This is a genomic window from Streptomyces sp. NPDC048462, from assembly GCF_043200175.1.
GTDB lineage: Bacteria > Actinomycetota > Actinomycetes > Streptomycetales > Streptomycetaceae > Streptomyces.
This window is the reverse complement of the sequence record NZ_JBICXG010000027.1, coordinates 74,926-98,816: the sequence shown is the minus strand read 5'-3', so window position 1 is coordinate 98,816 and position 23,891 is coordinate 74,926. Positions and strand designations below refer to the sequence as shown.

Genomic DNA, 23,891 nt, shown 5'->3' with positions numbered 1-23,891 from the left:
AACGCCTCGAAGAACCGCGCCTTCAACACCGCGAAATCCACGATCCCCGCAACTCCCTGAACTCCAGGGTGTTGCGGGGATCGATAGAACCCGCCTATCCGGTACGGGGCCGTATCGCGTGGGGCCGGGCGGGACCAGTCGCGGGGGAAGCCGGCTGTCCGCGTGGCGCGGGCCTGGCCACCGGGGCGCCGAGCGAGCCGGTTACGCTCGTCGGGTGGATCCCAAGACCAGAAACCGCATCATGGCGGCCGTGCTCGTGCTCATGTTCGCCGTCGTCGCAGTGGCGGCCGCCCTCGGCTGATCGGTCTGCCGGGGGACGGCCGCACGCGGGACCGCGTCTACCAGGCGAAGTTCTCCGGCGACGGGCCCGGACCCGGGAAGATCTCGTCCAGAGCCTTCAGCACCTCGTCCGACAGCTCCAGCTCCACCGCGCGCAGCGCGGAGTCGAGCTGCTCGCGGGTACGCGGACCCGAGATCGGGCCCGTGACGCCGGGACGGGTCAGCAGCCAGGCCAGACCGGCCTCGCCGGGCTCCAGGCCGTGCTTCTCCAGCAGGTCCTCGTACGCCTGGATCTGCGCCCGCACCTTCGGGTCGGCGAGCGCGTCGCCGGAGCGGCCCGAGGTGGAGCGGGCGCCGCCGCCGTCGCGCTCCTTGCGCAGGGCGCCGCCGAGCAGACCGCCGTGCAGCGGCGACCACGGGATGACGCCGAGGCCGTACTCCTGGGCGGCCGGGATGACCTCCATCTCGGCACCCCGCTCCATCAGGTTGTAGATGCACTGCTCGCTGACCAGCCCGTAGCTGCCGCGCTGCTTGGCGACCTCGTTGGCCTGGGCGATCTTATATCCGGCGAAGTTGGACGAGCCGGCGTAGAGGATCTTGCCCTGCTGGATCAGTACGTCGATGGCCTGCCAGATCTCCTCGACCGGGGTCGACCGGTCGACGTGGTGGAACTGGTACAGGTCGATGTGGTCCGTCTGCAGCCGCTTCAGGCTGGCGTCCACGGCGCGGCGGATGTTGAGTGCGGAGAGCTTGTCGTGGTTGGGCCAGGCCTCGCCGTCGGCGGCCATGTTGCCGTAGACCTTGGTGGCGAGGACGACCTTGTCGCGGCGGTCGCCGCCCTGGGCGAACCAGGTGCCGAGGATCTCCTCGGTGCGGCCCTTGTTCTCGCCCCAGCCGTAGACGTTCGCGGTGTCGAAGAAGTTGACACCCGCGTCCAGGGCCGCGTCCATGAGTGCGTGGCTGTCGCTCTCGTTGGTCTGGGGGCCGAAGTTCATCGTCCCCAGGACGAGGCGGCTTACTTTGAGTCCGGTGCGTCCGAGCTGCGTGTACTTCATGGGACCAAGCCAACGCCTTGGAGTCCGCTCGAAGCAAGGGCGGATGTCCCTGAGCGGCGGGTCCTACCCGCGTGCGAACCGGTCCAGCGCCGCCAGCACCGCCCGGCTTGTCGCCGCCCCGCCGAGGTGCCCGGCGTCGTCGATCACGGTCAGTTCCGCGTCCGGCCACGCCTTCGCCAGCTCCCACGCGGTGATCAGCGGACCGCCCAGGTCGAACCGGCCGTGCACCAGCACCCCCGGGATTCCCGCCAGCCGCCCGGCGTCCCGGATCAGCTGCCCCTCCTCCAGCCAGGCACCGCGGGAGAAGTAGTGCGCGCAGATCCGTACGAGCGCCTGCTGGGCGCGTGCGGGCCGGCCGCTGTACGGGGGCGGTCCGGAGTACGCCTCCTGGGAGAGCACCGCGTCCTCCCAGGCGCACCAGTCGGCGGTGGCCCGTGCCCGTACCTCTGGGTCGGGGCTATCCGTGCGCCGGGCGTACGCGGCGAGCACGTCGGGGGTCGCGTCGCTCGCGGCCTCCGGGACCCCGGCCCGGAACAGGTCCCAGGCCTCGGGGAACACGTTCCCCACGCCCCGGTACAGCCAGTCGATCTCGGAGCGGCGCGTCGTGGTGACGGCCGGGATCACGATCTCGCTGACCCGCTCCGGGTGCCGCTCGGCGTACGCGAGGATCAGCGTCGAGCCCCAGGAACCTCCGTACAGCAGCCATGAGCCGACGCCCAGCCGGACGCGCAGCCGCTCCATGTCCGCGATCAGCCGGTCCGTCGTGTTGAACCGCATGTCGGCGGCCGGGTCGCTCGCGTGCGGGGTGGAGCGGCCGCAGCCGCGCTGGTCGAAGAGGATCACCCGGTAGCGGTCCGGGTCGAAGTACTGCCGGGGCCGCTCCGTGCACCCCGAGCCCGGTCCTCCGTGCACGACGACGGCGGGCTTGCCGGCCGGGTTGCCGCACACCTCCCAGTACACGAGGTTGCCGTCCCCGACGTCGAGCATCCCCTGTTCGTACGGCTCGATCGGCGGGTACTTCTCGTCCGGGTGGCGCTGCACGGTGCTCACTCCCGTTCCTCGGCGATGTGCCGAGGGGCCCGCCCCGGCCCCGGAATTCTCACATGGAGGTGGCCTCGGGAAGGTGGTCCTCGTGGCGGCTTGAACAGCGTCGTCCCGGAGAGCCGGAAGAGCTTGTCGAGGCCGGGCTGGGGCCTGTCGGCGGGGCTCAGCCCTTCACGGCGACGTGGTACGCGGACACCCACAGCACCGCCGCGGAGCCGAGCCCCACCACGGCCCGCACGCTCTCGCTCGACAGGCCGGCCGCGATGAGCGCGAACCCGACGATCGCGACGGCGCTCAGCAGGACCGCCGTCCCCTTGTACTGCCACTGGTCGTAGAAGCGGGCGAGCGGGAAGAAGTGCAGGCCCACGACCAGCGCGATGACGGCCGGGATGAACTCCGGGTGGCCGGAGGCGTTCGACGCCGCGATCACGGCGAAGATGACGGCCACCTCGACGGCGTTCACGATGCCGACCGCGCGCGCCCAGTTCTCCGGCAGGTTCACCATGCGGGGCGAGGGGGCGGCGCCCTTGCGGTAGGCGAGCACGATGGCAACCGCCGTCAGCGGTACGGCGACGATCTCGACGGCAAGGGCCGCGCCGGAGGACGCCAGTCCGGACGCGCCGGCGAAGGCCCAGATCACGGCGAACACCGAGAGGACCAGCGTGCCCCGGCGGCGGAGGTTCCGGGTGAGCGCGACGCACTCGGCGTTCGTGGCCGAGGGTATGGGGGGCGTCGATGGCGTTGCGGGCGTCATGGGCGTCATGGGCGGAGGGTACAGCGATCCTCTCCCCGGACCGGCTGCTTCGGGCGGACTCCATCGGCCCGATCCGCCGTTCTGGCCTGCGGCGTAGCGTAGGAGCCGTGAACGCGACTCCCGAGGTGCTGGCCGTACTCGACGACCTGCTCGCCACCGCATCCCCCGACGACCGCGGGGCGCTGTGGCAACTGGCGCAGCCGGGAAGGGAGTTGGATGCCAACCTGGTGCGGCTGTCGCCGGGTGCGGAGGTGGGCGAGCACCAGGAGGACGTGCTCGATGTCCTCCTCGTGGTTCTCGCGGGCGGCGGCCGCCTCACTCCGGGCGGGGGCGGTACACCGTTGGAGCTGACCCCGTCCACGGTCACCTGGCTGCCCCGCACCTCGCGGCGCGCGCTGGCCGCGGGCCCGGACGGCCTCGCCTACCTCACGGTCCACCGCCGCCGTCCCGGGCTGGCCATCAAGCCGACGGTGTTCACGCAGCAGGGCGGCGAGGCGCCGTGCTCCCTGGACCGGGTGTGCCCGGAGTGCGGCCGGATGTCCCAGGAGTCGGCGCCGAAGTACTGCGGCGAGTGCGGCGAGCGGTTCCCGGAGCGCTGAACGAGTGCCCCGGGAGCCGCCCTCTGCGACTGGGGCGCGCCGGTCTACCGGGTGAGTGCGGCCGGTTCGTCCAGCCGGGTCAGCTTGTGCGGGTTGCGCATCAGGTAGACCCGGGTGATCCGTCCGTGCTCCACCGTGAGACTCACCGCCGTCGACTCGCCGCCGAGTTCGATCCGGCCGGCCGGTGCGCCGTTGAGCCACACCGGCGTCGTCGCGATCTCGGGGGCGTCCGGCCGGCCCGCGCGGGCGAGCAACTCCGCGACCGACAGGGCCCCGTGGACCGGAAACAGAACGGCCGCCGCGATGCCGCCGCCGTCGGCGAGCAGGACCACGTCCGGCGCCATGAGCTCCATCAGCTCCTGGAGCCGCCCGGTGCGCAGCGCGCTGAGGAAGCGCTCCACCACGGCCTGCTGCTCCGACCGGCTCACCCGCACCCGTGGCTGCCGGGCCACGACGTGCTCGCGGGCCCGCCGTGCGGTCTGGCGGACCGCGGCGGCGGACTTCCCCACGGCCTCGGCGATCTCTCCGTACGGCAGCTCGAACACCTCGCGGAGCACGAACACCGCCCGCTCCGTGGGTCCGAGGGTCTCCAGCACGGTCAGCATCGCGATCGAGACGCTCTCCGCGAGTTCGACGTCCTCGGCCACGTCCGGGCTGGTCAGCAAGGGTTCCGGCAGCCACTCCCCGACGTAGTCCTCGCGGCTGCGCGACAGTGACCGCAGCCGGTTGAGCGCCTGCCGGGTCACGATCCGGACGAGGTACGCCCGCGGATCACGTACCTGCGAGCGGTCGGCGCCGGCCCATCGCAGCCAGGACTCCTGAAGCGCGTCCTCCGCGTCGGCCGCCGAGCCGAGCATCTCGTACGCGACGGTGAAGAGCAGGTTGCGATGGGTGACGAACGGGTCCTCGCTCATGTCGCCGACGCTACTCCGGAGCTCCCGGGACGCGGGGCGAGGGGAATCTCGCAGGCGTCGGAGAAGCCCTGTGATTCGATCCCGAGCGCCGCATTGTTCCTGGTCGCCATGTTGGTGAAGGCGACGAACGCGGTCAGCTCGACCAGTGCCGCCGGGCCGAGCCGGTCGAGCAGCCCCGCCGACAGCTCGTCCGTGACGGTCGGCGGCGTGCTGGTCATCGCCTCGGCGTACTCCAGCACGTCCCGCTCCAGCGGTGTGAACACGTCCGACTCCCGCCAACGTGGCACCTGGGCGGCCTTGTTGACGTCCAGCTTCTGGTTCTGTGCCAGGAAGTAGCCGATGTCGAGGCACCAGGCGCAGCCGACCTGGGACGCGACCGCGATGTGCGCGAACGACTTGAGCTCCTCGTCGACCTCCTTCCACGCACCCGCCTTGGCCGCGAGCTCCGTACTGGCCGAGGCGACCGCAGGACTGTTCCACGCCACCGCGAAGGGGTCGGGTACGACGCCGAGCTGCTTGACCATGTTCTCGCTCGCGGCGGTGTCGACCTCGGCCCTGGGAACCCGTAGCGCCATGATGTCCTCCTGTGTCCGTACGGTCCTGCCGGTCTGTCCGGCCCGTGTGACATGAAGACACCACCCGTCCTGCCGATGTGACAGCCGCCGAGGAAGCCGTACGGCGAGCGCGGGGCCGAGCTCCGGACGTGCGCCCGTCGCCCTCCGTGGGCAGCGGCCCGCCCGTGCGACGATCGGGCGATGGACAACCTGAACCTTCGCCTCGCCGATGACGGCGACCTCGCCGCTGTCGTCCGCCTGCGTGACGACGCCGCCCGGTGGATGCTCGCGCGCGGCGTCACCGGTCAGTGGCAGCCGGGCGAGCTGAGCGAGGACCACTTCCGCAGAGCCGTGAAGCGCGGCGGCGAGGTCTGGGTGGCCGAGGCCGGTGAACGGCTTCTCGGGGCGTGGGAGTTGTGGTGGGAGGACGAGGCCGCCTGGGGGCCGCAGCCACCGGTGGCCGGCTATGTGCACCGGCTGATGGTGGATCGCGAGGCCGCCCCGCCCGGGACCGGCCGGCTGCTGCTGCACGCGGCGGAGCGCCGGGTCGCCGCCGAGGGGCGGGAGTTCGTCCGGCTGGACTGCCTGGCGGACAACGTGCGCCTGAACTCCTATTACCTGGACGAGGGTTACCGGGCCGTCGGGCGGATAGCGGGCAAGCCGCAGCCCGGCGGTGCGCCCAAGTCGTTCACGTTGCTGGAGAAGGCCACGCGCGCCATCCGGTGATCGCGGGGTGGGCCCCGCCTGTGTGAGGTGGGCCATGTGCACTGGACCTCAAGCGCAGTTGAGCAAGCAGGCTTACGCGTATCGCGGGACGGCCCGAGCGGCCGGCCCGGAACCTGCGCTGTCAAGGAGCTTGCGATGTCCGACAACCGTGTTGTGGTGGTCACTGGTGCGACCGGCCGGCAGGGCGGTGCCGCCGCCCGCGCGCTGCTGTCCCACGGCTGGACGGTGCACGCCCTGGTCCGCGACCCGGACAGGGCCGAGGCGCTCGCGCTGAAGGCGGCCGGTGCGGTCCTGTTCCGGGGGGACCTCGACGACGAGGCCTCGCTGGACGCGGTCCTGGCGGGGGCGTACGGGGTCTTCAGCGTCCAGACGTTCACGGGGCCCGACGGCTTGGACGGGGAGGTGCGCCAGGGCAAGGCGGTCGCGGAGGCGGCGGCCCGCGCCGGTGTCGCGCACTTCGTCCACAGCTCGGTCGATGGCTCCGACCGCCCCGGCGCGGTGGGGCACTTCGCGTCGAAGGGCCAGGTGGAACGGCACATCGAGGCGCTCGGCCTGCCCGCGACGATTCTTCGGCCCACGTTCTTCATCACCAACTTCGAGGGCCTGGGCCCGCAGTGGGCCGAGGGCTCGCTCGTCCTCACGCTGGCGGTGCTGCCGCGGACGCGGCTGCAGATGATCACCCCTGCCGACATCGGGAAGATCGCGGCCGAGGTCTTCGGCGCCCCGGCCGACTACCTGGGGCGTGCCATCGAGCTCGCCGGCGACGAGCTGACCGGCCCGGAGATGGCCGAGGTCTTCTCCCGCGCCGCAGGCCGCCCGGTGCGCTTCGACTCCCAGCCGATCGAGCAGGTGCGTGCCTTCAGCGAGGAGATGGCCGCCATGTTCGACTGGTTCAACACGGTCGGCTTCGTGGCCGACCTCCCGGGCCTGCGCGCCCGCCACCCCTACCTGACGACCCTGGAGGGCTGGGTGGGCGAACACTGGGCGGTGCCTGCGGAGCCGACGACGGGCGCGTGACCGGACGGCCACCCCGCACCGGCCACCCCGCACCGGCCGGCCGGTGCGGGGTGGCCGGCTCAGTCCAGTGCGTCGCGGACCGACCGTGACTCGACGGCGTCCAGCGCGTCCAGCGCGGCGTCGTCGAGGCCGATCGTGCCGGTGGCGATGTTCGCCTCCAGGTGGCCGATGTCCGCCGTGCCCGGGATGAGCAGGGTGTTCGGCGCGTGGTGGAGCAGCCAGGCGAGGCCGACCTGTGCGGGGGTGCGGCCGAGGGACTCCGCGGCGGCGATGACGGCCGGTTCGTCGGTCACCTTCGGCAGGCGGGGGAAGGAGCCGCCGAGCGGGAAGAACGGCACCCAGGCGATCCGCTCCTCGGTGCAGAGCCGCAGCATCTCCTCGTCCTCGCGCGACACCAGGCTGTACAGGTTCTGGACGCAGACGATCCCGGCGGGCAGGGCCCGGCGCACTCCGTCCAGCGTGACGGCGCTCAGGCCGATCGCGCCGATCTTGCCCTCGTCCCGCATCGCGGTCATCACGGCGAGCTGGTCGTCGAGGTCGACCACCTGGTCCCCCTCGGCCCGCAGCCCCGGCCGGGTGTCCAGGCGGCGCAGGTTCACCACCGGGATGGAGTCGAGTCCGAGCGACTCGAGGTTGTCCTCGACACTGGCCCGCAGCTGCTCGGGCCGCTGGGCGGGGCGCATGGGGAAGGGGCCGCCCGGGTCGGCGTCGGCGCCGACCTTGCTGACGACCACGACGCCGTCCTCGGGGCGGAACGCGTCCCGGATGAGCCCGTTGACGAATCCGTCACCGTAGAACTGGGCGGTGTCGACGTGGTCGACGCCGAGTTCGACCACGCGGCGCAGGAGCGCGAGCGCGGCGTCGCGGTCGTCGCGCAGCCGCTCCAGCTGCATCGCGCCGTAGCCGATACGGGAGACGGTGAGGTCCCCGAGCGGTCCGGCGCCTCCGGCGCGCGGGGCGCCGGTGGCCGTGAGCGGGGAGGACGAGGAAGGGGAGGCGGGGGAGGGCGTGGGGGAGCCGTTCGCGGTCATGGGAGATTCCGTCCTCATGAGACGATGGAGAAGCGGAGAACCGGAGGAGCCTCCGCCTAATCGACTGTAGCACTCTTATCGGAGGTGCCTCCGCTTTGACGTCCGCCGACCCGGTACCCAGCCACCCGACACCTCCCGGTCCGGGAAAGAAGCCGCGCAGCCCTCGCGCCGACGCGCAGCGCAACCGGGACAAGCTCGTCCAGGTCGCCGGGGCGGCCTTCGCGGCGGCCGACGGCACGGTCTCCCTCGAAGGCATCGCCCGCGATGCGGGTGTCGGCATCGGCACGCTCTACCGCCACTTCCCGACCCGCGAGGCCCTGGTCGAGGCGGTGTACGCGGCCGAGCTCGACGATGTCGCCGCCAGCGCCCCCGCCCTGCTCAAGGACCTTCCGCCGGACGCGGCGCTCCGGGCCTGGATCGAGCGCTACGCCGCGTTCATCGCCACGAAGCGCGGCATGGCGGACACGCTCCGCGCGGGCTGGGCCTCCGGCCGGATCGCCACTCCCGCGACCCGGGAGCGCATCACGGCCGCCATCGCCACGATCCTCACCGCGGGAGCCGAGGCGGGGCCGGGGGTCGGGGCGGGAGCCGGAGCCGGTTCGCTGCGCGCCGACGTCGAGCCGGATGACGTCACGGTGATGCTGCTGGGCATCTTCCTCGCGGGCGCCTCCGCCCACACCTCCGGGCAGACCGGCCGCCTGATCGACCTGGTCATGGACGCCCTGCGACCGCCGCCGGCGCGCTGAGACCGGCCCGCCCCCTACCTCGGCCCGCGTAGTACCCGGGGCGCTTGTTCCGCACCTGGCCGTTCAGCCGGGCCTGGAGCGAGTCGACGAAGGCGTACGGCGCCGCGCGCGGCGGGGCGCTGACCTCGTCCAGCCGGGCGCGGAGCTCCTCGGGCAGGGCGAAATCGAGCGCGTCCAGGTTGGACCGGATCTGCGCGGCCTTGCTGGCCCCGAGGATCACCGAGCCCACGGCGGGCCGGTTGGCCACCCAGTTCAGCGCCACCTGGGCGGGGCTCCTGCCGATCTCCTGCGCCACCTTGCCCAGCTCGGTGACGATGCGCCAGTTGCGCTCGCTGCGGTTGTCCGCCATGGTCCCGGTGGACGCCGCGACCTTGAGGCGTCCTTCCGGCAGGTCGGCGGCCGTCGGGGCGTCGGCGGAGTACTTGCCGGACAGCAGGCCCTTGGCGAGCGGGCCCCAGGTCATCAGGCCCATGCCCAACTCCTGCGCCAGGGAGGGGAACTCGTACTCCAGCCCGCGCTCGGCGAGCGAGTACTCCAGCTGGAGCGCGACCAGCGGTTCGTAGCCGCGCCACTCGGCGAGGGTCTGGGCGCGTGCCGCGTACCAGGCCGGTACGTCGGAGAGCGCGACGTACCGCACCTTGCCGGAGGAGACCAGGTCGTCCAGGCGCCCGCATGACCTCCTCGGCCGGGGTGAGGGCGTCCCACGCGTGCACGATGTACAGATCCACGTACTCGGTTCCGAGCCGGCGGAAGCGAACCCTCCAGGGAACGCAGCATCGCCTTGCGCCCGTTGCCGCCCGCGTTCGGGTCGCCCTCGCGCCCGCCGAGGGTGAACTTGAGTACGGGTACAGGCGCCGGCACGGGTACGGGCCCGTCGGAGCTGTGCGAGAGCTCGACCGTGCTCCTGGAGTTCGTGAACACGACGCCCCACGGCAGCGGGCCGGTAGAACTGCTGGGCGACAGCGCGAGCCTCACCGCCTGGCTGACCGGAGCAGGGCTGATGGCTGCCGACTCGGCCGTGACCGGGGCCGATGTCATGGCCGCGCACGAGCTGCGGGCCGCGCTCGTCACGGTCTTCCTGTCCCGGTCCGGCTGCGAGGGCAGCGCGGACCGGCTGCCGGAGGCCGAGCAGTACCTGGCGCGTGTCGCCGAGCGCTATCCGCTCACCCTCAGGGTGACCGCGGAGGGCTGCCGCGCGGTGCCCGCACAGAGCGGAGTGCTCGGCGCGTTCGCCGGACTGCTCGCCGCCGCGTCCGACCTGGCCGCGCATGAAGATCTGCAAGAACCCCACCTGCTACTCGGGCTTCTTCGACCGGACCCGCAGCACCTCCGGCCTCTACTGCAGCACCGCGTGCAGCTCGCAGGCGGCGCAGCGCGCGTACCGCAACCGCATCAAGGACGCCTCCTGCGCACAGGCGTCCTGACGGCGGCGGGCCCTACGGGCCGGGCGGGGTGTGTCGGGCGCCGTCCGATGCCGACCCGGCGGCCTGCGGGACGCAGTCGATGATCACGTGGCCGAGCGGCGTCGTGTGCACCCCGGCGATGAACAGCCGGGCGGCGCAGGCGAGTTCGGTGTATTCGTCGATGCCGCGCTCCCGGCCGCCGGCGAGCACCTGCATGCGCAGGTTCATCTCCGCGAACTCCGCGGGACTGTCGGCGGACATGCTGTGCGCCTCGATGACGACGACCCGGCCGGTCTCCCCGGCGGCCTCCGCGCACCGGCGCAGGACGGCGAGGGCCCCGGGGTCGTCCCAGTCGTGCACCACCCGCCGCAGCACGTAGACGTCGGCGCCGCTGGGCAGCGGGTCGAAGAAGCTCTGCCCGACGAACTCGCACCGATCCGTCAGCCCGTGCCCGGCGAACCGTTCCCGGCCGCGCGCCACGGTCTCCGGGAGGTCGATCAGGGTGGCCCGCAAGTCGGGCTGGGCGCGCAGCAGTTCGACGAGCAGGTCGCCGGTGCCGCCGCCGACGTCGGTGACGTGCCGGACCGCCGACCAGTCGTATCCGCCCGCCGCGTCCGTCACGAAGGCGGCGGGTGTCGACATGGTCGCGTCGAAGGAGGCGGCCAGCTCCGGACGGGCCGCCAGATACGGCCAGAACGGGGCGCCGAAGACCGTCTCCCAGGCGGGCTCCCCGGTGCGCACGGTGTGCAGCAGCCCGGTGAACGCCAGGTCCATCGTGCCGCCGAAGCCGTCCAGGTCCAGCGAGCGGCGCAGCTCGGCCGGATGCCCGGAAAGCAGCAGTGCGGCGGTGTCGTCGACCGCGAAGCGGCCCGGCTCCGGCTCGGCGAAGACCCCGTGGTACACCAGGTGCCGCAGCATCCGGCCGAGCGCGTCCGGATCGGTCCCCGACTGCCGGGCGAGCTCGTCGATCCGCCCGGAGCCGTCCGCGATCAGATCCGCCAGCCGCAGCGTCGCGGCCACCCGCAGGGCCATGGGCGTGATCAGGTCCATCAGCGGCCCCAGGGTCCGCCAGGCGCGCACCACCTCATCGCCCTCGCCGCTCCCGGCGACCTCGTTCTGTGGACCGGTTCGCTCCATGATCGCCTCCCTGGTCGGGCGGCCCGCCGGTACGGACGCCGGGTCCGGCCGCGTCTGCCCGCATCAGACCAGACGGCGGCCCGCCGAGCGCGCATTCCCGGCGGCCGGACGGGTCGGGCGGGTCGGGCGGACGCGCGTCGCGGCCGGGGCCTCTGGGGAACTCTGGTGCGGGTATCCCCCCTCGGGCCCGGGGGCCCGTGCCAGGGTCCCGCGGGGCGGCCGACGGCGAGGATCCGGACATGACTACAACGCGGAACACGTTACGCATGCTGGCCGGTGCCGCTCTGCTGGGCAGCGCGGCCACCCTCATCGCTCCCGCCTCGGCGGCCGACTCCCACAGCCGCGGGACGCGGGACGGGGACGTCGTCTCCGTGAAGCAGGTGGACGACCTGACGGCGGCCGAGGTGTCCGGACGAAAGGAACCACACGAGGAACCACACGAGGAACCACACGAGGAACCACACGAGGAACCACACGAGGAACCACACGAGGAACCACACGAGGAACCACACGAGGAACCACTGAAGGACCGCTGACGGAACGCCCCTGCGCGCAGCGCGTCTCCACGGCCACCACTCACGGCAGCCACCACCCCAAGTGGGCGTCCCCAGAAGCCACTTAACCCTGCGCGACCACGCTCGATCCGTGGTACCACTGGACGTCTTTGTCAGGGCGATTGTCGAAGTCGAACGGGGTGTTCTGGTGGCTGTGGGCTATCTGGTGACCGTGGTGTTGGCCTGGCTGATCGTGGTGTTCTGCCTGGTTCGCATACGCGGGCCGAAGCCGGTCTTCTACTTCAGCTACCGGCTCGGCCTGGTCTTCAACGAGATCCCGCACGTCGCTCTCTACGGGCTGGTGGCAGCGACGGCGCTGGCCTTCTCGGAGGGCGACATCGCCACGACCGCCGACCGGGCGAACGTCGCGTTGGCCGCAGTCGCGGCAGTCGGGCTCGTGGTCGTCACCCTGCGCGGAATGCGGGCGGGGGCCGTGGTGCGGGACGCCCTGGACGACGCGCTCGGCGCCGGGGCGGGGGCGCGCCGCCGGCTGCCGCTGGCGCGCATCCTGCTCCGGCCCGTCTTCCGCCGCCGCCGTGACGTCAAGCGGGTGGGCAACCTCAGCTACGGGGACGGGGGCCGCCGCAACCTCCTCGACGTCTACCACCACCGCTCGCGTCCCGAGGGCGGCTCCGTGATGATCCACTTCCACGGCGGCCACTACGACCAGGGCCGGAAGAACACTCAGTCGCTGCCCCTGCTCTACGGGCTCGCCGGCCAGGGCTGGGTCTGCATCAGCGCCAACTACCGCCTGCGGCCCGACTTCCCGCACCCGGCCCATCTGATCGACGCGAAGAAGGTCATCGCCTGGGCGCGCGAACACGCGACGGAGTACGGCGCGGCGGCCGACGCCGCCGTGTTCGTGGCGGGAAGCTCCGCAGGCGGGCACATGGCGGCGCAGGCCGCACTCACCGCCAACGAACCGGCCTACCAGCCCGGGTTCGAGGAGGCGGACACCTCCGTGACCGGCGCCATCGCACTCAACGGCTTCCTCGCGGAGTACTTCGACGGTGACCCGGCGACATCGCCGGTGAACCTCGTACGGGCGGACGCGCCCCCCGTCCTCATCGCGCACGGAGACCTGGACGAGCTGGTGGACACCGAGAATCCCAGGGCCCTCGTCACCGCGCTGCGCGCGGTCTCCACCTCACCGGTCGTCTACGTCGAAATGCCGGGCGCGCACCATGCCTTCGACCTCTTCCACTCGTTCCGGTTCGAGGCACTCATCGACGGCATCGAGGACTTCGCCGCATGGGTGACGGCTCGGAGGAAGCCCGCTGAAGAGGGCATCTAGGTGAGGAGCGACACGCAGGACACGCTCTCAGTGCCCGTCGAGGTACTGTGCCTCCCCGTTGCCGAGCGACCAGTCGGCATCGGTGTTCTCGGTCAGCGTGACGAACACGTTGCGGGGTTCCGTTCCCGCGTATTCCTGGGCGAGTTCGGCTATGCGGTGGTAGAGCGCCTGCTTCTGCGCGGATGGCCGGCCGCCTCGCAACGTGATCGCCACGTACACGATGCCGTCGTCCCGCCGCACGCCGAGGTAGGTGCCGTGGCGCAGCAGGCTTCGCTCCCCGTCGTGCCCGGTCAGGATCTGGAAGTGGTCGTCGTCCGGGAAGCCCATCGCCTCGCCGAGAGCCTCGTGGACGGCCCGTCCCAATGCCTGCAGGCGCTGGGCGTCGCAGCCCAGGGCATCGATACGAACAAGCGGCATTGAGCCTCCAGGTGCGAGCTGCGGCATGGCACCGTTGAGTGTACGTACTAGTAGGTACAGCCGCCTTGAGGCTGACGCCACCCGAGGAGTCCGCGCGCTTCCTCCCTGACGCCGGCATCCGGGTCCGGGGCCAGCGTCGAGACCAGCGCGGTGAGCCGCTCGATGTCCTCGGCCGACTGCTCGCACACGTCTGTGACCGCGGCCTGGAGGTGGTCGCCGGTGTCCGGGTCCGCCGTGGCGAGGGCGGCCAGGACCAGGCGCAGGCCGTGCACGTCCCAGCGCAGGAGCAGCGCCTGCGCGGTCTCCCGGGTGACGAAGGTGTTGTGCGCGTCGAGCAGCAACCGGGCCAGGATCCCGGCCACTTCGGGTTCCTCGGCAGCGGCCGCCAGCTGCCGTCCCGCGGCCGCCCGGACGGCCCAGGAGTCCGAGACGGCGTCCCGCATGCTCGCAGAGAGGCCTGAGCCGGGGCGGTCCGTGTGCGGTCCCGGCCTCGCGGTGTTCGTCATGGCCGGACTGTACGGCAGCGGGTCCTGTCACCCGCCCGGCGCCGGCGGAGGTCGCGCCGGCGGAGGCCGCACGGTCCGGCCGCTGAAACTGATCGGGCCCGCAGCCCGTCCTGATAGGCAGGACCGAGCGGACGGGAAGACATGGCGGAACGCGTGGACAGCGGTACGAGGCCGACGGCGGAGGGGGAGGCGGCGCCCCGGCTGCGGCCCCTCCCGGCGCGGGGGCGGGTCCTCGCGGTCCTCGCGGTGCTGACGGGCGGGCTGCTGGCGCTCCACCGGCAGGTGCCCAACTCCGCCGGGCACCTGGGGAGCCTGCTGGAGGCGTTCCTGCCCTGGCTCGGCGTGGTCGTCGTACTCCTGCTCGTGGCGGCCCTGGTGCGCCGCTCGGCCACCGCCCTGCTGGCCCTGCTCCTGCCGGTCTCCGTGTGGACGTACCTCTTCGGAGGGCTGCTCGGGCCCGGGGCCGAGGCCGGTACGCGGGATCTGGTGGTGGTGCAGCACAACGTCAGCGACGAGAACGCCGACCCGGCCGGCACGGCCCGCACCCTGGCCGGTGCCGGCCCCGATCTCATCGCGCTGGAGGAGCTCGTACCGGCCGCGCTCCCGGTGTACGAGAAGACCCTCGCCCCGGACTTCCCCTACCACGAGGTCCGGGGCACCGTCGGGCTCTGGTCGAAGCACCCGCTGTCCGGTACCCGGCTGGTGGACATCAGGCCGGACGGGATCGAGGAGGGCTGGAGCCGGGGGCTGCGCACGGTGGCCCACACCCCGCACGGCGACGTCGCGGCGTATGCCGCGCACCTGCCCTCGGTCCGCATCCGGACGAGCGGACTCGCCTCCGCCCTGCGGGACGAGAGCGCGGGTCTGCTGGGCCGGGCCCTCGCCGCCGAGAAGACCGGCAAGGTGGTCCTGATGGGAGACCTCAACGGCACGGTCGAGGACCGGGGACTGTCCCCGCTCACCTCACGGCTGAACGTGGCGGAGCGGGGGTTCGCCTTCAGCTTCCCGGCGTCGTTCCCGGTGGCCAGGATCGATCAGGTCATGGCCGGCTCGGCGACGGTGGTCGACATCCGCACCCTGCCGTCCACCGGCAGCGACCACCTGCCGGTGGCCGCGCGGATCAGTCTGGACTGACGGTCCCGGTCCCGGCTCCGGCCGGGTGCCGGTACGAGGCGGACGCCCCCCGGCCGGAGTCCGGTGCCTGCTCGCGCGGAGCGGCACCGGGCCGACGAGGGGGCGTCCGTTCACTCAGCGGTACTGCGCGGCCCGGCGCCGCCGCGAGAGCGCGGTCACGTCCGGCACCGCACCGGCGCCCACGCCCGGAGTGTCGTTCCAGGCACGGATCTTCGCCGCGACGCGCGCCAGCCGGGTGTCACCGGGGCGTACGGCCAGGTAGAACAGGCCCTCGTAGGGGCGGCGGTCGTCGCCACCCCAGCGGACGGTGCCCTCGGTGTCGGCGATCACGTCCCTGATGGTCAGCTGCTGGACCGGGGTGAACGCCCCGCGCGCGCCCGGCGGGTAGGAGCCGGGACGGATCACGATCGCGGTGCCGGACGCCCGGTTGGACTCCGGCAGGCTGCTGTCGTGTACCCCCGAGGGGGCCACCCAGCCTGTCAGCGCGTTCGGTTCGTGGTTCAGGCCGAGCTGATCGACCTCGTAGTGGAAGCGGCGGATCACGTGGGTCAGGACCGTCTCGGTGTCGCCCATGCGCACGGCGACGCCGAGACCGGTGCCGGGGATCCGTCGGGTCACGATGTCGCCCCCGTCGTCGGCGGCGTTCTGCATCTCCCAGCGGTTGGCGGACGACCGGCCGGTGAGCAGACGCCGGTTGCGGGCCTGGGCCCGTTGGAGCGCCGCCTTCAGCTTGTCGTCGCGCAGGGGCTGCGGTGCGGCGACGGCCGGGGTGGCGAGCACGCCGGTGGAGGCCAGCGCCACGGCGCCGGTGACGGCGGCGCCGGCCGCCAGGGCTCGTCTGCGGGTGATCTCGGTGGTGTTCAACAGGTCAGCCTCTCTTCCGTGTTGTCGTGCGCTGCTTGAGGTGGAGAAGAACGGATACGAAGACGCCCGCGAGCGCGAGCAGCAGCAGGACGGCGATGGATGGATTGATGTAGTCGGGGATGACGACGGAGTAGTCCCGGCCGTTGGCCGCCTCACACACCAGGCGCAGCGGAATGAAGTCCCCTCTGCGGCCGATGAGCGTGGGCGTTCCCTCGGGGCGGTGCAGCTCGCACTGTTCGGCCTGCTCCTGGTCCTCCAGGAACAGCACGTGCAGGCACCCCCACAGGTAGAGGGCGATTGCGAGCGCGGTCGCGACGAGGGACGCGTCACGCCACACGGCCGGCGCGGTCCGCCGCTCGCGGGCCTGCCGGGTGAGGCGTGAGCACAGGAAGGCGACGATGCCCACCCCGGTCAGGGCCCCGACGACGAGGACGGTGAACAGGATCGTGAAGTCGTGTCCCTGCCAGGGATCGGATGCGATGGCCACCGGCGGTCAGCCGCGGATGAGGCTGTTGTACTTCTCGAAGATCGCGAAGAGCGGCATCCGCAGCTGCGCGTCGGCCACGGCCTGGTCCCCGAACCCCTGGTAGCGGCGCAGGATCTCGAAGGACTCCTCGTCGGTGTAGTCGAGCGCGGGCCGGCGCTGCGGGGTCTCCGCGTGGTCACCGGCCTTGCCGTCGGCCGCCCAGATGTGCAGGTGCGGCACGGTGGTCACGTTGAACACGTTGTCGCTGTTCGACTTCTGCCACATCGTCCACCGGTCGTCGTCGGAGGTGGAGTCGAGGATGTCGCCCTCCAGCAGACCGGCCCGGATCGAGTTGTTCCGCGACAGGATGGCCGTACGCCCCGAGACCTTGGCCACTCCCGTGCTGCTGTCGACGAGCCGGCTGACGCCCGGCAGGTCCTTGCCCCAGTCCGGGATGACGCCGGTGTGGTAGAGGACCACGCCCGCGTCCTCCGTGTAGTCCTTGATGCTGTAGTGGCAGAACTCCCAGAAGGCGGAGGTCTGGATGAGCGCCTTGCGCATGCGGTACCTGCGGGACGCGGAGGTGATGGCCGCGTCCAGGGTCATGATCGTTTCCAGGCATTCCTGCCGGGTGTAGATGTAGCCCGTGCCGCCGGGCCGGTGGATCTCCTCCATGTAGTCGTCCACCTCCTTCAGCAGCCCGTCCCAGTAGGCCAGGTCGAAGCCGATGTCCAGCTTCTGGGCCGGGGCGGGGTAGAAGCTCCCCTGGCCGGTGTCGCGTCCCGAGGCGATGTTGTTGTCGATCTCGATGCGGCCGTCACCGGAGCTGACCACCTTGGTGACGAGCTGGTCGAAGGCCCAGTTCGTCGGCATGGTGTAGCCGAGGTTGCCCGAGAAGCCGGACGACATGTCGGACACGAAGCTGGTGTCGGCGTAGCCCGCGTCCGAGATCCGGGTGCAGGCGTTGCGGGGGCCGTAGACCCCGATCCTGTACGGGCTCCCCAGCGCGTCCATCTGCTGCTTGACGCTGCGGAAGTACGGCAGGATGTACGAGGTGACCTCGTCGTCGACCGCGTCGTAGTCGACGGCGAAGTAGATGCGGGAACCCGGCTTGAAGCCGTGCTCCTCCGCCTTGAACGAGGCGGTCATGCAGTCCGTCTTGCCCTGGTCCGGGCTGTAGTAGTCCACCGAGCGCGCCCACGTCTGGTAGATCGGGTAGCAGCGCAGCCCGTACTGCTCGATCGTCGCGAGCTCGCCCGGCTGGATCTCCTTCTCCGGCAGGTCGGTGGTGGAGGGGTTGTACAGGTAGCGGCCGACGTACTTGTAACCGGCGTCCTTCAGCGCCTGGGCGCGGGCGGGGGTGATCTTCGTGACTCCGTCGCAGGCCTCGCCCTGGCGGGTCTGGTCGCCGTACGAGACGAGCAGGCAGGACCAGGTCCGGAAGTCCCCCTGTCCGTTGACGGCCAGCATCATGAACCCCTGGAAGGTGCTGACGCTGGAGGCGAGCGAGGAGGAGTACGTGCTGCTGAACGAGACGGGGCGGCCGTTGAGCACCATGCCCGCGGTGAAGAGCTGGACCCAGACGCCGGAGCTGCCGGTCGACAGGGTGTGGCTCTTCAGTCCTGCCTGCGTTCCGGGGCCGAAGACCCCGTTGGCGGTCCCGTCGGCCATGCCCAGCTCGTACTGGATGGCGAACAGCAGGGACTTGGCGACGTCACGGGAGTGGTGCCCGTCGCAGGGGATGACGTAGTAGTCCTTGCGCAGGATGTAACGGCCGTTCAGCCACTGCTGAATGGAACGGATGACCTCCTGACCGTTGTTGACGGTGACGTAGGCGTCCATGTTGAACAGGCCCTTGATCACCTTCGGCCACAGCGAGCTGCCGGGGTAGGTGGCGGCGACGCCCATGTCCTGCTGGAGCTTGACGACCGCGGCCTGGACGCGCGAGTTGTACTTGCCGTCGATGTCCCCGCCGTCGTAGCCCTTGCAGTACAGGGCGGACTGGATGATCCGGCAGAAGTTCGCCGAGGGGACCGTCGTCTCGTCCACCTTGCCGTACTTCTCGCCGAGCGCCGCCAGGGTCGCGGGGCCGAAGCTGTTGGACAGTGCGGAGATGCCCATCTCGTACTGCAGGGCGCGGGTGAGGGCATACATGACCGTCCAGCCGGTCCTGCCGTCCTCGGCCAGCTTGGATATGCCGAGGGTGGCACCGTCACCGTAGGTGGTGTTGATGAATCTCTGGGCGCGGATCACCATTTCGTCAGCCATCGGGTTCCTTTCGGGCGGGTTGGTTGCATCTCTGGTGAGCGGTGGGAGCCGCTCGGTGGAGGGGAAGCGGAGCGCCGGTGGCCCTTCATCGGCGAAGGGCTTCGGCGGGGGTGATCCTGGAGGCGCGCCAGGCCGGGTACAGACCGGCCAGCAGCCCGGTGGCCAGGCCGAGGACGGGGGCCGCGGCGAGCGTCATCGGGTCGACGACGGGCGTCCACTCACGGAACGCCGAGACGGAGACGACGGTCGCCGTTCCGATGGACGTGCCCATCAGGCCGCCGATGAGGCCCAGGGCCGCCGACTCGGTCAGGAACTGGAGGGTGATGTGGCGGCCGCGTGCGCCGAGCGCCCGCCTGAGCCCGATCTCTCCGGTGCGCTCCATGACGGCGACGAGCGTCGTGTTGGCGATACCGACGGCCCCGATCACCAGGCAGACCGCGGCGAGAATCAGGAAGAGCTGGCTCAGGTCCCCGCTCACCGCCGTGCGCAGCGTCCTGGGGTCGGGCGGCGGGACGGCGTTGAAGTAGTCGGGGTGTTCCGGCCTGAGCGCGACGGCCGCTTCGTGGGCGATCTGGGTGGCCGCGCCGAGCCGGGTGGAGATGAGCATCTGGGCCCGGTCGTCCGTCGGGGGGCCCCAGATGCGCTCGGCGGTGCCTCGGGGGACCACGACGGACATCAGCAGCTCGGGCTTGCGGTCCACGTCGTCCACGACGCCGATCACCGTGAACGGCACATCACCGATGAAGACGGCCGGGTGGGTGCGCAGCGTGGTGATGCCCAGCCGGGCCGCCGCGGCCTTGCCCAGGACGGCGACCTGCTGATGCCGCGCATCGTGGAAGGCGTCGAAGGAACGTCCCTGTACGAAGCGGGAGTTCGCCGCCGGCAGTACGCCGGGGGAGGCGGCGATGACCTGGGTCCGGGCATCGGCGCCGTTGGAGATCCCGAGCGGGGACGACCGGACGGGGTCCTGGCGGCCGAGCCGGATCCGCCAGTACACGCCGGCCGCCTCGACCCCGTTGAGACGGCCTATACGGGTGTCGGCATCGGCCGGGAAGGCGAGGTGCACCCGGGCCGCGTCCTTGCCGCCGGTGTCCTGGACGCCGACCTCGGTCGCGGTGAGCTTGTTGAAGCGGGTGTCGATCTGGGAGGCCGCGGTCCCGGTGAGACCGAGGACCGCGATAAACGCACCCACGCCCAGCACGGTGCCCAGCGCCGTCAGGATGGAGCGGGCCGGGCGCTGGAGGATGCCGGCCGTCGCCTCGGTCAGCAGATCCCTCGGCGCGAGACGGGAACGCCCGGTCCCGGAGGCATTCCCGCTCCCGGAGGCATTCCCACTTCCGGGAGCGCTTCCGCGGCGCACGCGGCGTGCCCGACTCACGCGATCACCCGCCGCAGGCCCTGCTCCGTCAGCACCCCGTCGTGCAGGGTCACCGTGCGCTGGCCCTGGGCCGCGACCTGGGCGTCGTGCGTGATGACGACGATCGTCATGCCGTCCCGGTGGAGGCCGTGGAGAAGATCCAGCACGGACGCGGCCGTCCGTGAGTCGAGGTTGCCGGTCGGCTCGTCGCACAGCAGCAGTGAGGGATCGGCCACGAGTGCCCGTGCGATCGCCACCCGCTGGCGCTCACCGCCGGAGAGCTGCGTCGGCAGCGACTGGAGACGGTGCCCGATGCCGACCCTGCGCAGGACGGCTTCCGCCCGGCTGCGCCGCTCGCGACGGGGGCGGCGCTGGTACAGCATGGCGAGTTCGACGTTCTCCAGGGCGCTGCGGTGCGGCAGCAGGTGGAAGGACTGGAAGACGAAGCCGATGCGCTCGCTCCGAAGGGCGGCACGGTTCGCCTCGCTCACGGTGCCGGTATCGATGCCGTCGAGGAAGTACGTGCCCTGCGTGGGTTCGTCCAGCAGCCCGACGATGTTGAGGAGCGAGGATTTCCCGGATCCCGACGGTCCCACCACGGTGACGAACTCACCTCGGTCGATCCGCAGGTCGCACGGCCGGAGCGCGGCGACCGACGGAGGCCCGGGATACGTGAGGCCGACCGCCCTGAACGCGATGACAGGTTCGCCTGCCCGGTGCGCGCCGGTCACGACTGCCCGGCCGGAAGCGGTGACTGGACCCCTACGACGACCTGTTCGCCCTCGGTGATCCGGGCCGGCTTCTCCGGGGTGATCTGCACGTAGCCGTCGCCGGTCATCCCGACCCGGACGGCGACCCGGCGTTCCTGGCTGCCCGAGCGGACGGTCACACTGGTCAGCCCGTCGGCACCGGAGGAGATCGCCGAGGTCGGCACGGCCAGGACCTTGTCCTGCGACGATGCGGCGACGACCGTCAGCCGGACATCCGCGCCGTTGAAATCTGCGGAGAGCGCCTTGGAGGGCTTGACCCGCAGGGCATAGGTCTCGCTGCTCTGCCGGGCCTCCCCGTCCTGTGCCTTCGTGGGCGAATCGGCGATCGAGGCGACCGTGCCCGAAGCCTGCTTTCCCGTTGCCTCGGAGAGGATCTGGACGCTCTGGCCGGGCCGGAGCAGGCCCTTCTCATAGGACGCGACGCTGCCGTTGACCACGAGCGAGCCCGAGTCGAGCGAGAGCAGGGTGCCGGTCGCCTCGTCCCCGACCTTGGCCGTCACCGCGTCCGCACGCGCCGGGGCGGAGCTGACGAACGCCACCTCCGCCAGCGGCATGACGGATACGGCCTTGACCGTCCCCTGTGTCGCGTCGGCGGTCGACTCCGCGCCCGTGGCCGGCTCCCCGCCCTCGGCCGGCTTTCCGCCCGCGCCCGCATCGCCGGTGCTACGGGGCGGCGGGGTCTGCGCCACCTCCGACTTGGGGGACTCGTAGCCGATCGCACCGTAGAAGCGGGCCACCGCCTGTTCGGTCCCGGTGCCGAACACTCCCGAGGTGTCGCCGCCCGAGGAGTAGCCGATCGCGGCGAGCGCGCTCTGCAGCTGGGCCACGTCCTGCCCGGTCATCCCGGGCATCAGGTCGCGGTAGGCCGGGATGGCGCCCTGGAGGAGCACGATCGGGCGCCCGGACACCTCCACCATCACCTGCCCGGCCTTGACCGTCTCGCCCGCCTTGACCTTCACCTTGGTGACGACGGACCGCCCCACGTCCTTGGCCGAACCCCCCGCCGTGATCTCCGCACGCTGCGAGGCGGTGACCTTGCCCCGGGTCACGACGGACTGCGCCAGCACCTTGCGCACCACCGGCGCCGTGAGCACGTCGGGCCGGGGCGCGACCGTCTCCGCGGCGGCCTGGGCCGGTGACTTGATGAGTGTCGCCGCTCCGGCCCCGGCTCCGGTGCACACCAGGCAGCCGACCACCACGGCCAGCAGGACGCGTCGGCGCCGGACGAGTCCGCGCGCCGCGGGTGGCTCGCCGCCGGGGGCCTCGGCCGGGTCCGGGCGGCGTCGAGCGGCGGCGTGACGCGTCACCGTGAACCCGCCACGACGTCGGCGGCCTTCTTCACCGCGCCGTCAAGAGCGTCGGCCTCCTGCTCCAGTTGCTCGGCCTTGCCCTCGATCTCCTTGGTCTGCAGGCCGGTCTCGGCGTCGAACCAGATCTTCGCCACGTTCGTCCTGTCGCGGCAGCCGATATCGGCGGTGGCCGTCGCGATCTCCTCGGCCGTGACATCCGGCGCGGAGAAGCGCGGGTCGTCACTCGCGTCGAGCGGAGCCGCGTATGCGTAGCCCTTTTCCTTCATGCATGCGGACCACGCGGCGAATGCCTTTACTACCCGGCTCACGCTCTTCGACTGAATGAATGTCTGCGAACTGATCTGCTGGGCGGTATCCGTCTGCGCTGCCTGCGCATTGATCTGCCGATCCGACTGACCGAGGCAACCGCCCTTCGGGACCTTGAGCCCGTTGACCGTCTTGGGACCGCTCCCATCAAGCACCTGGGAATCCGCCTCGCCCGTCGTCTCGTCGACTGCCCCGTCGTCCATCGCCCTGTCGTAGGCGGCCTGGTCGTCCGCGTCGGGCTTGTATCCCCGCTTCTTCGCCAACTCCAGGTCATGAATGCCGTAGCGCCAGTCGACCAGGGTCTTCCCGCCGATCCTGGGAAGATCGGGAGCCGGGGACCACGAGAATCCGAAGGTCTTCATGCAGTCACCGACGAGTTGCTTCTTGGCCTGCAGGATCTGCGCCTTCGCACTGTCGGACGGAAGGTATCCCTGAATGGGAAGTGTCCATGTCGCCGGGTTCTTCGCGTCGAACGGGGTGGAGGGTGCGGGCGGAGTCCGGGTTGCCTCGGTCGTGGCCGCAGAAGACGGTCCGGAGCAGCCTGTTGCCACGGACATCGACAATGCGGCAAGCATCAGGGGGCAGGCGTACTGGGTCAAGGACTTCTTCATGGCTCTACCTGTTTCTGGACCACGCGGGTCTCCTTCGGGCCGAAGAGGTGACACACGCGGAGTGCTGTGACGCTAAGGGGAACTGATGCGGACGGGAGCAGGCCCGGATCCCGCCGAAACAGGAACCGGGCCCCTTCCCTTGAGGTCAGAGCGACTGCCAGGCGAACGAGGCGTTCTCGTTGTACGTCCCGGAGAGCTTGCTCCACCCGGAGCCGGGGGCGATCCAGTCGGAATTTCCCTTGTACCCCGAGTTGAAGTACACGACCGAGTAGTAAGTGGAGTGCTTGTTCTTGGCCGATGCTGCATTGTTCTTGATGCCCTGGGCGTTCCCACTGCCTCCGTGACAGAAGTTCAGGGGCTGGGTACCGCCCTGAGGCGCGCCTCCGATACGCTCGTCGGCGAAGTCCCAGACGCTGTACCCGATGTTTCTGTACGCGCCGCCGTAGTTCGAGTTGTAGTAGATGGCGAACTTGAACGTGGACGCCGACTGGGACTTCGAGCAGGCTTCCGGGCTCATCTGGTTCTCCTCGCCCGTGCTTGCTTGGGCGGGAGCAATGGCCGACATGCCGATGCCCATGACTGCGGCGCTGACCATCAGGGTCTTCTTCAGATTCATGACTCTCCTCATTGCGTAGCATTGAGGGGAAGGCTGGTTATAACTGCTCGACGGTGATCAGGCGCTTCGCGTGTCATATACCGCACTGTCTGCCATATGGCTTTTGATTCGGACGGGTACATGGAATAGGTGTACTTAATGCACCCAACTGAGTATTGA

General features: G+C 71.1%; 26 protein-coding genes and 1 pseudogene. 9 read left to right on the top strand and 18 right to left on the bottom strand.

The features are described 5' to 3' along the window. Positions 1-338: 338 nt before the first annotated feature. From ACGFU6_RS32400 to ACGFU6_RS32390, 3 genes are all read right to left on the bottom strand, one after another. Entirely contained in the window at positions 339-1,334 is a 996-nt protein-coding gene (locus tag ACGFU6_RS32400; protein ID WP_393616138.1) for an aldo/keto reductase, read from the bottom strand. A gap of 63 nt (positions 1,335-1,397) precedes the next feature. Further along, a complete protein-coding gene (pip, locus tag ACGFU6_RS32395) occupies positions 1,398-2,375 on the bottom strand; it encodes a prolyl aminopeptidase (protein ID WP_393616145.1) in 978 nt (325 codons plus the stop codon). Positions 2,376-2,541: 166 nt separating this feature from the next. After that, positions 2,542-3,141, bottom strand: a complete 600-nt coding sequence (locus ACGFU6_RS32390; protein WP_393616137.1) for a hypothetical protein — start codon at positions 3,139-3,141, stop codon at positions 2,542-2,544. A gap of 98 nt (positions 3,142-3,239) precedes the next feature. On the opposite strand from ACGFU6_RS32390, the gene ACGFU6_RS32385 reads away from it, so the two are divergent. Further along, complete coding sequence (locus tag ACGFU6_RS32385; protein ID WP_393616136.1) at positions 3,240-3,731, top strand: hypothetical protein; 492 nt, start codon at positions 3,240-3,242, stop codon at positions 3,729-3,731. A gap of 44 nt (positions 3,732-3,775) precedes the next feature. On the opposite strand, the gene ACGFU6_RS32380 is transcribed toward ACGFU6_RS32385, so the two are convergent. Both ACGFU6_RS32380 and ACGFU6_RS32375 read right to left on the bottom strand, forming a co-directional pair. Then, entirely contained in the window at positions 3,776-4,645 is an 870-nt protein-coding gene (locus ACGFU6_RS32380) for an RNA polymerase sigma-70 factor (RefSeq protein ID WP_393616135.1), read from the bottom strand. Further along, positions 4,642-5,220: a carboxymuconolactone decarboxylase family protein gene (locus ACGFU6_RS32375; protein ID WP_393616134.1), complete on the bottom strand. Its 579-nt coding sequence runs from the start codon at positions 5,218-5,220 to the stop codon at positions 4,642-4,644. The genes ACGFU6_RS32380 and ACGFU6_RS32375 overlap by 4 nt, the downstream gene beginning before the upstream one ends. Positions 5,221-5,400: 180 nt before the next feature. Here ACGFU6_RS32375 and ACGFU6_RS32370 point away from each other — a divergent pair, with 180 nt between their 5' ends. Beyond that, positions 5,401-5,925: a GNAT family N-acetyltransferase gene (locus ACGFU6_RS32370; protein WP_393616133.1), complete on the top strand. Its 525-nt coding sequence runs from the start codon at positions 5,401-5,403 to the stop codon at positions 5,923-5,925. A gap of 135 nt (positions 5,926-6,060) precedes the next feature. Further along, positions 6,061-6,942 carry an NmrA/HSCARG family protein gene (locus ACGFU6_RS32365; RefSeq protein ID WP_393616132.1) on the top strand — a complete coding sequence of 294 codons (882 nt, stop codon included), beginning with the start codon at positions 6,061-6,063 and terminating at the stop codon, positions 6,940-6,942. A 59-nt stretch (positions 6,943-7,001) separates the two neighbouring features. Here ACGFU6_RS32365 and ACGFU6_RS32360 read toward each other — a convergent pair whose 3' ends face one another. Next, complete coding sequence (locus ACGFU6_RS32360; protein WP_393616131.1) at positions 7,002-7,973, bottom strand: aldo/keto reductase; 972 nt, start codon at positions 7,971-7,973, stop codon at positions 7,002-7,004. Positions 7,974-8,068: 95 nt separating this feature from the next. Between ACGFU6_RS32360 and ACGFU6_RS32355 the strand changes: the two genes are divergently transcribed. Then, entirely contained in the window at positions 8,069-8,719 is a 651-nt protein-coding gene (locus ACGFU6_RS32355) for a TetR/AcrR family transcriptional regulator (RefSeq protein WP_393616130.1), read from the top strand. On the opposite strand, the gene ACGFU6_RS32350 is transcribed toward ACGFU6_RS32355, so the two are convergent. Continuing rightward, complete coding sequence (locus ACGFU6_RS32350) at positions 8,685-9,650, bottom strand: aldo/keto reductase (protein ID WP_393616144.1); 966 nt, start codon at positions 9,648-9,650, stop codon at positions 8,685-8,687. The two genes, ACGFU6_RS32355 and ACGFU6_RS32350, sit on opposite strands and share 35 nt — an antisense overlap. Between ACGFU6_RS32350 and ACGFU6_RS32345 the strand changes: the two are divergent. Then, positions 9,549-9,971 (top strand): annotated as a pseudogene (locus ACGFU6_RS32345) (ABATE domain-containing protein); the annotation flags it as partial. The gene ACGFU6_RS32350 and the pseudogene ACGFU6_RS32345 overlap by 102 nt on opposite strands. Before the next feature lie 16 nt (positions 9,972-9,987). After that, positions 9,988-10,143: a CGNR zinc finger domain-containing protein gene (locus tag ACGFU6_RS32340; protein ID WP_393616129.1), complete on the top strand. Its 156-nt coding sequence runs from the start codon at positions 9,988-9,990 to the stop codon at positions 10,141-10,143. Positions 10,144-10,155: 12 nt separating this feature from the next. Here the strand turns inward: ACGFU6_RS32340 and ACGFU6_RS32335 are convergent, their stop codons facing one another. Next, on the bottom strand, positions 10,156-11,259 hold the full coding sequence (locus ACGFU6_RS32335) for a methyltransferase (protein WP_393616128.1): 1,104 nt from the start codon (positions 11,257-11,259) through the stop codon (positions 10,156-10,158). 239 nt (positions 11,260-11,498) lie between these two features. Here ACGFU6_RS32335 and ACGFU6_RS32330 point away from each other — a divergent pair, with 239 nt between their 5' ends. Further along, the gene (locus tag ACGFU6_RS32330; RefSeq protein WP_393616127.1) at positions 11,499-11,795 is read left to right on the top strand and encodes a hypothetical protein; all 297 of its coding nucleotides are present in this window, start codon (positions 11,499-11,501) and stop codon (positions 11,793-11,795) included. A 166-nt stretch (positions 11,796-11,961) separates the two neighbouring features. Further along, positions 11,962-13,107, top strand: coding sequence for an alpha/beta hydrolase (locus tag ACGFU6_RS32325; protein WP_393616126.1), 1,146 nt, complete (start codon positions 11,962-11,964; stop codon positions 13,105-13,107). A gap of 27 nt (positions 13,108-13,134) precedes the next feature. Here the strand turns inward: ACGFU6_RS32325 and ACGFU6_RS32320 are convergent, their stop codons facing one another. Both ACGFU6_RS32320 and ACGFU6_RS32315 read right to left on the bottom strand, forming a co-directional pair. Beyond that, positions 13,135-13,524: a tautomerase family protein gene (locus tag ACGFU6_RS32320; RefSeq protein ID WP_393616125.1), complete on the bottom strand. Its 390-nt coding sequence runs from the start codon at positions 13,522-13,524 to the stop codon at positions 13,135-13,137. Positions 13,525-13,571: 47 nt separating this feature from the next. Then, on the bottom strand, positions 13,572-14,030 hold the full coding sequence (locus ACGFU6_RS32315) for a hypothetical protein (RefSeq protein WP_393616124.1): 459 nt from the start codon (positions 14,028-14,030) through the stop codon (positions 13,572-13,574). Between the two features lie 141 nt (positions 14,031-14,171). Between ACGFU6_RS32315 and ACGFU6_RS32310 the strand changes: the two genes are divergently transcribed. Then, positions 14,172-15,164 carry an endonuclease/exonuclease/phosphatase family protein gene (locus ACGFU6_RS32310; RefSeq protein WP_393616123.1) on the top strand — a complete coding sequence of 331 codons (993 nt, stop codon included), beginning with the start codon at positions 14,172-14,174 and terminating at the stop codon, positions 15,162-15,164. Positions 15,165-15,278: 114 nt separating this feature from the next. Here ACGFU6_RS32310 and ACGFU6_RS32305 read toward each other — a convergent pair whose 3' ends face one another. The 8 genes from ACGFU6_RS32305 to ACGFU6_RS32270 all read right to left on the bottom strand — a co-directional run bounded on the left by ACGFU6_RS32305 (position 15,279) and on the right by ACGFU6_RS32270 (position 23,732). Next, positions 15,279-16,028 (bottom strand): hypothetical protein, encoded by a 750-nt coding sequence (locus ACGFU6_RS32305; protein WP_393616122.1) that lies wholly within the window; start codon positions 16,026-16,028, stop codon positions 15,279-15,281. A gap of 4 nt (positions 16,029-16,032) precedes the next feature. Next, the gene (locus ACGFU6_RS32300; RefSeq protein WP_393616121.1) at positions 16,033-16,515 is read right to left on the bottom strand and encodes a hypothetical protein; all 483 of its coding nucleotides are present in this window, start codon (positions 16,513-16,515) and stop codon (positions 16,033-16,035) included. A gap of 6 nt (positions 16,516-16,521) precedes the next feature. Then, positions 16,522-18,762: a glycoside hydrolase domain-containing protein gene (locus ACGFU6_RS32295; RefSeq protein ID WP_393616120.1), complete on the bottom strand. Its 2,241-nt coding sequence runs from the start codon at positions 18,760-18,762 to the stop codon at positions 16,522-16,524. An 85-nt stretch (positions 18,763-18,847) separates the two neighbouring features. Next, positions 18,848-20,032, bottom strand: a complete 1,185-nt coding sequence (locus tag ACGFU6_RS32290) for an ABC transporter permease (RefSeq protein WP_393616143.1) — start codon at positions 20,030-20,032, stop codon at positions 18,848-18,850. Positions 20,033-20,136: 104 nt separating this feature from the next. Further along, on the bottom strand, positions 20,137-20,850 hold the full coding sequence (locus tag ACGFU6_RS32285; RefSeq protein WP_393616119.1) for an ABC transporter ATP-binding protein: 714 nt from the start codon (positions 20,848-20,850) through the stop codon (positions 20,137-20,139). Further along, positions 20,847-22,196, bottom strand: a complete 1,350-nt coding sequence (locus ACGFU6_RS32280; protein ID WP_393616118.1) for a peptidoglycan-binding protein — start codon at positions 22,194-22,196, stop codon at positions 20,847-20,849. The genes ACGFU6_RS32285 and ACGFU6_RS32280 overlap by 4 nt, the downstream gene beginning before the upstream one ends. Next, positions 22,193-23,116 carry a hypothetical protein gene (locus ACGFU6_RS32275; protein WP_393616117.1) on the bottom strand — a complete coding sequence of 308 codons (924 nt, stop codon included), beginning with the start codon at positions 23,114-23,116 and terminating at the stop codon, positions 22,193-22,195. Before ACGFU6_RS32275 ends, ACGFU6_RS32280 begins: the two co-directional genes overlap by 4 nt. A gap of 145 nt (positions 23,117-23,261) precedes the next feature. After that, on the bottom strand, positions 23,262-23,732 hold the full coding sequence (locus tag ACGFU6_RS32270; protein WP_393616116.1) for a hypothetical protein: 471 nt from the start codon (positions 23,730-23,732) through the stop codon (positions 23,262-23,264). Positions 23,733-23,891 lie beyond the last annotated feature (159 nt).

Coding starts and splice junctions, on each gene's coding strand:
- ACGFU6_RS32400 (WP_393616138.1), bottom strand. CDS start 1,334: ATGAAGTACACGCAGCTCGGACGCACCGGACTCAAAGTAAGCCGCCTC.
- ACGFU6_RS32390 (WP_393616137.1), bottom strand. CDS start 3,141: ATGACGCCCATGACGCCCGCAACGCCATCGACGCCCCCCATACCCTCG.
- ACGFU6_RS32380 (WP_393616135.1), bottom strand. CDS start 4,645: ATGAGCGAGGACCCGTTCGTCACCCATCGCAACCTGCTCTTCACCGTC.
- ACGFU6_RS32375 (WP_393616134.1), bottom strand. CDS start 5,220: ATGGCGCTACGGGTTCCCAGGGCCGAGGTCGACACCGCCGCGAGCGAG.
- ACGFU6_RS32370 (WP_393616133.1), top strand. CDS start 5,401: ATGGACAACCTGAACCTTCGCCTCGCCGATGACGGCGACCTCGCCGCT.
- ACGFU6_RS32365 (WP_393616132.1), top strand. CDS start 6,061: ATGTCCGACAACCGTGTTGTGGTGGTCACTGGTGCGACCGGCCGGCAG.
- ACGFU6_RS32360 (WP_393616131.1), bottom strand. CDS start 7,973: ATGACCGCGAACGGCTCCCCCACGCCCTCCCCCGCCTCCCCTTCCTCG.
- ACGFU6_RS32340 (WP_393616129.1), top strand. CDS start 9,988: ATGAAGATCTGCAAGAACCCCACCTGCTACTCGGGCTTCTTCGACCGG.
- ACGFU6_RS32335 (WP_393616128.1), bottom strand. CDS start 11,259: ATGGAGCGAACCGGTCCACAGAACGAGGTCGCCGGGAGCGGCGAGGGC.
- ACGFU6_RS32330 (WP_393616127.1), top strand. CDS start 11,499: ATGACTACAACGCGGAACACGTTACGCATGCTGGCCGGTGCCGCTCTG.
- ACGFU6_RS32320 (WP_393616125.1), bottom strand. CDS start 13,524: ATGCCGCTTGTTCGTATCGATGCCCTGGGCTGCGACGCCCAGCGCCTG.
- ACGFU6_RS32315 (WP_393616124.1), bottom strand. CDS start 14,030: ATGACGAACACCGCGAGGCCGGGACCGCACACGGACCGCCCCGGCTCA.
- ACGFU6_RS32310 (WP_393616123.1), top strand. CDS start 14,172: ATGGCGGAACGCGTGGACAGCGGTACGAGGCCGACGGCGGAGGGGGAG.
- ACGFU6_RS32295 (WP_393616120.1), bottom strand. CDS start 18,762: ATGGCTGACGAAATGGTGATCCGCGCCCAGAGATTCATCAACACCACC.
- ACGFU6_RS32275 (WP_393616117.1), bottom strand. CDS start 23,116: ATGAAGAAGTCCTTGACCCAGTACGCCTGCCCCCTGATGCTTGCCGCA.
- ACGFU6_RS32270 (WP_393616116.1), bottom strand. CDS start 23,732: ATGAATCTGAAGAAGACCCTGATGGTCAGCGCCGCAGTCATGGGCATC.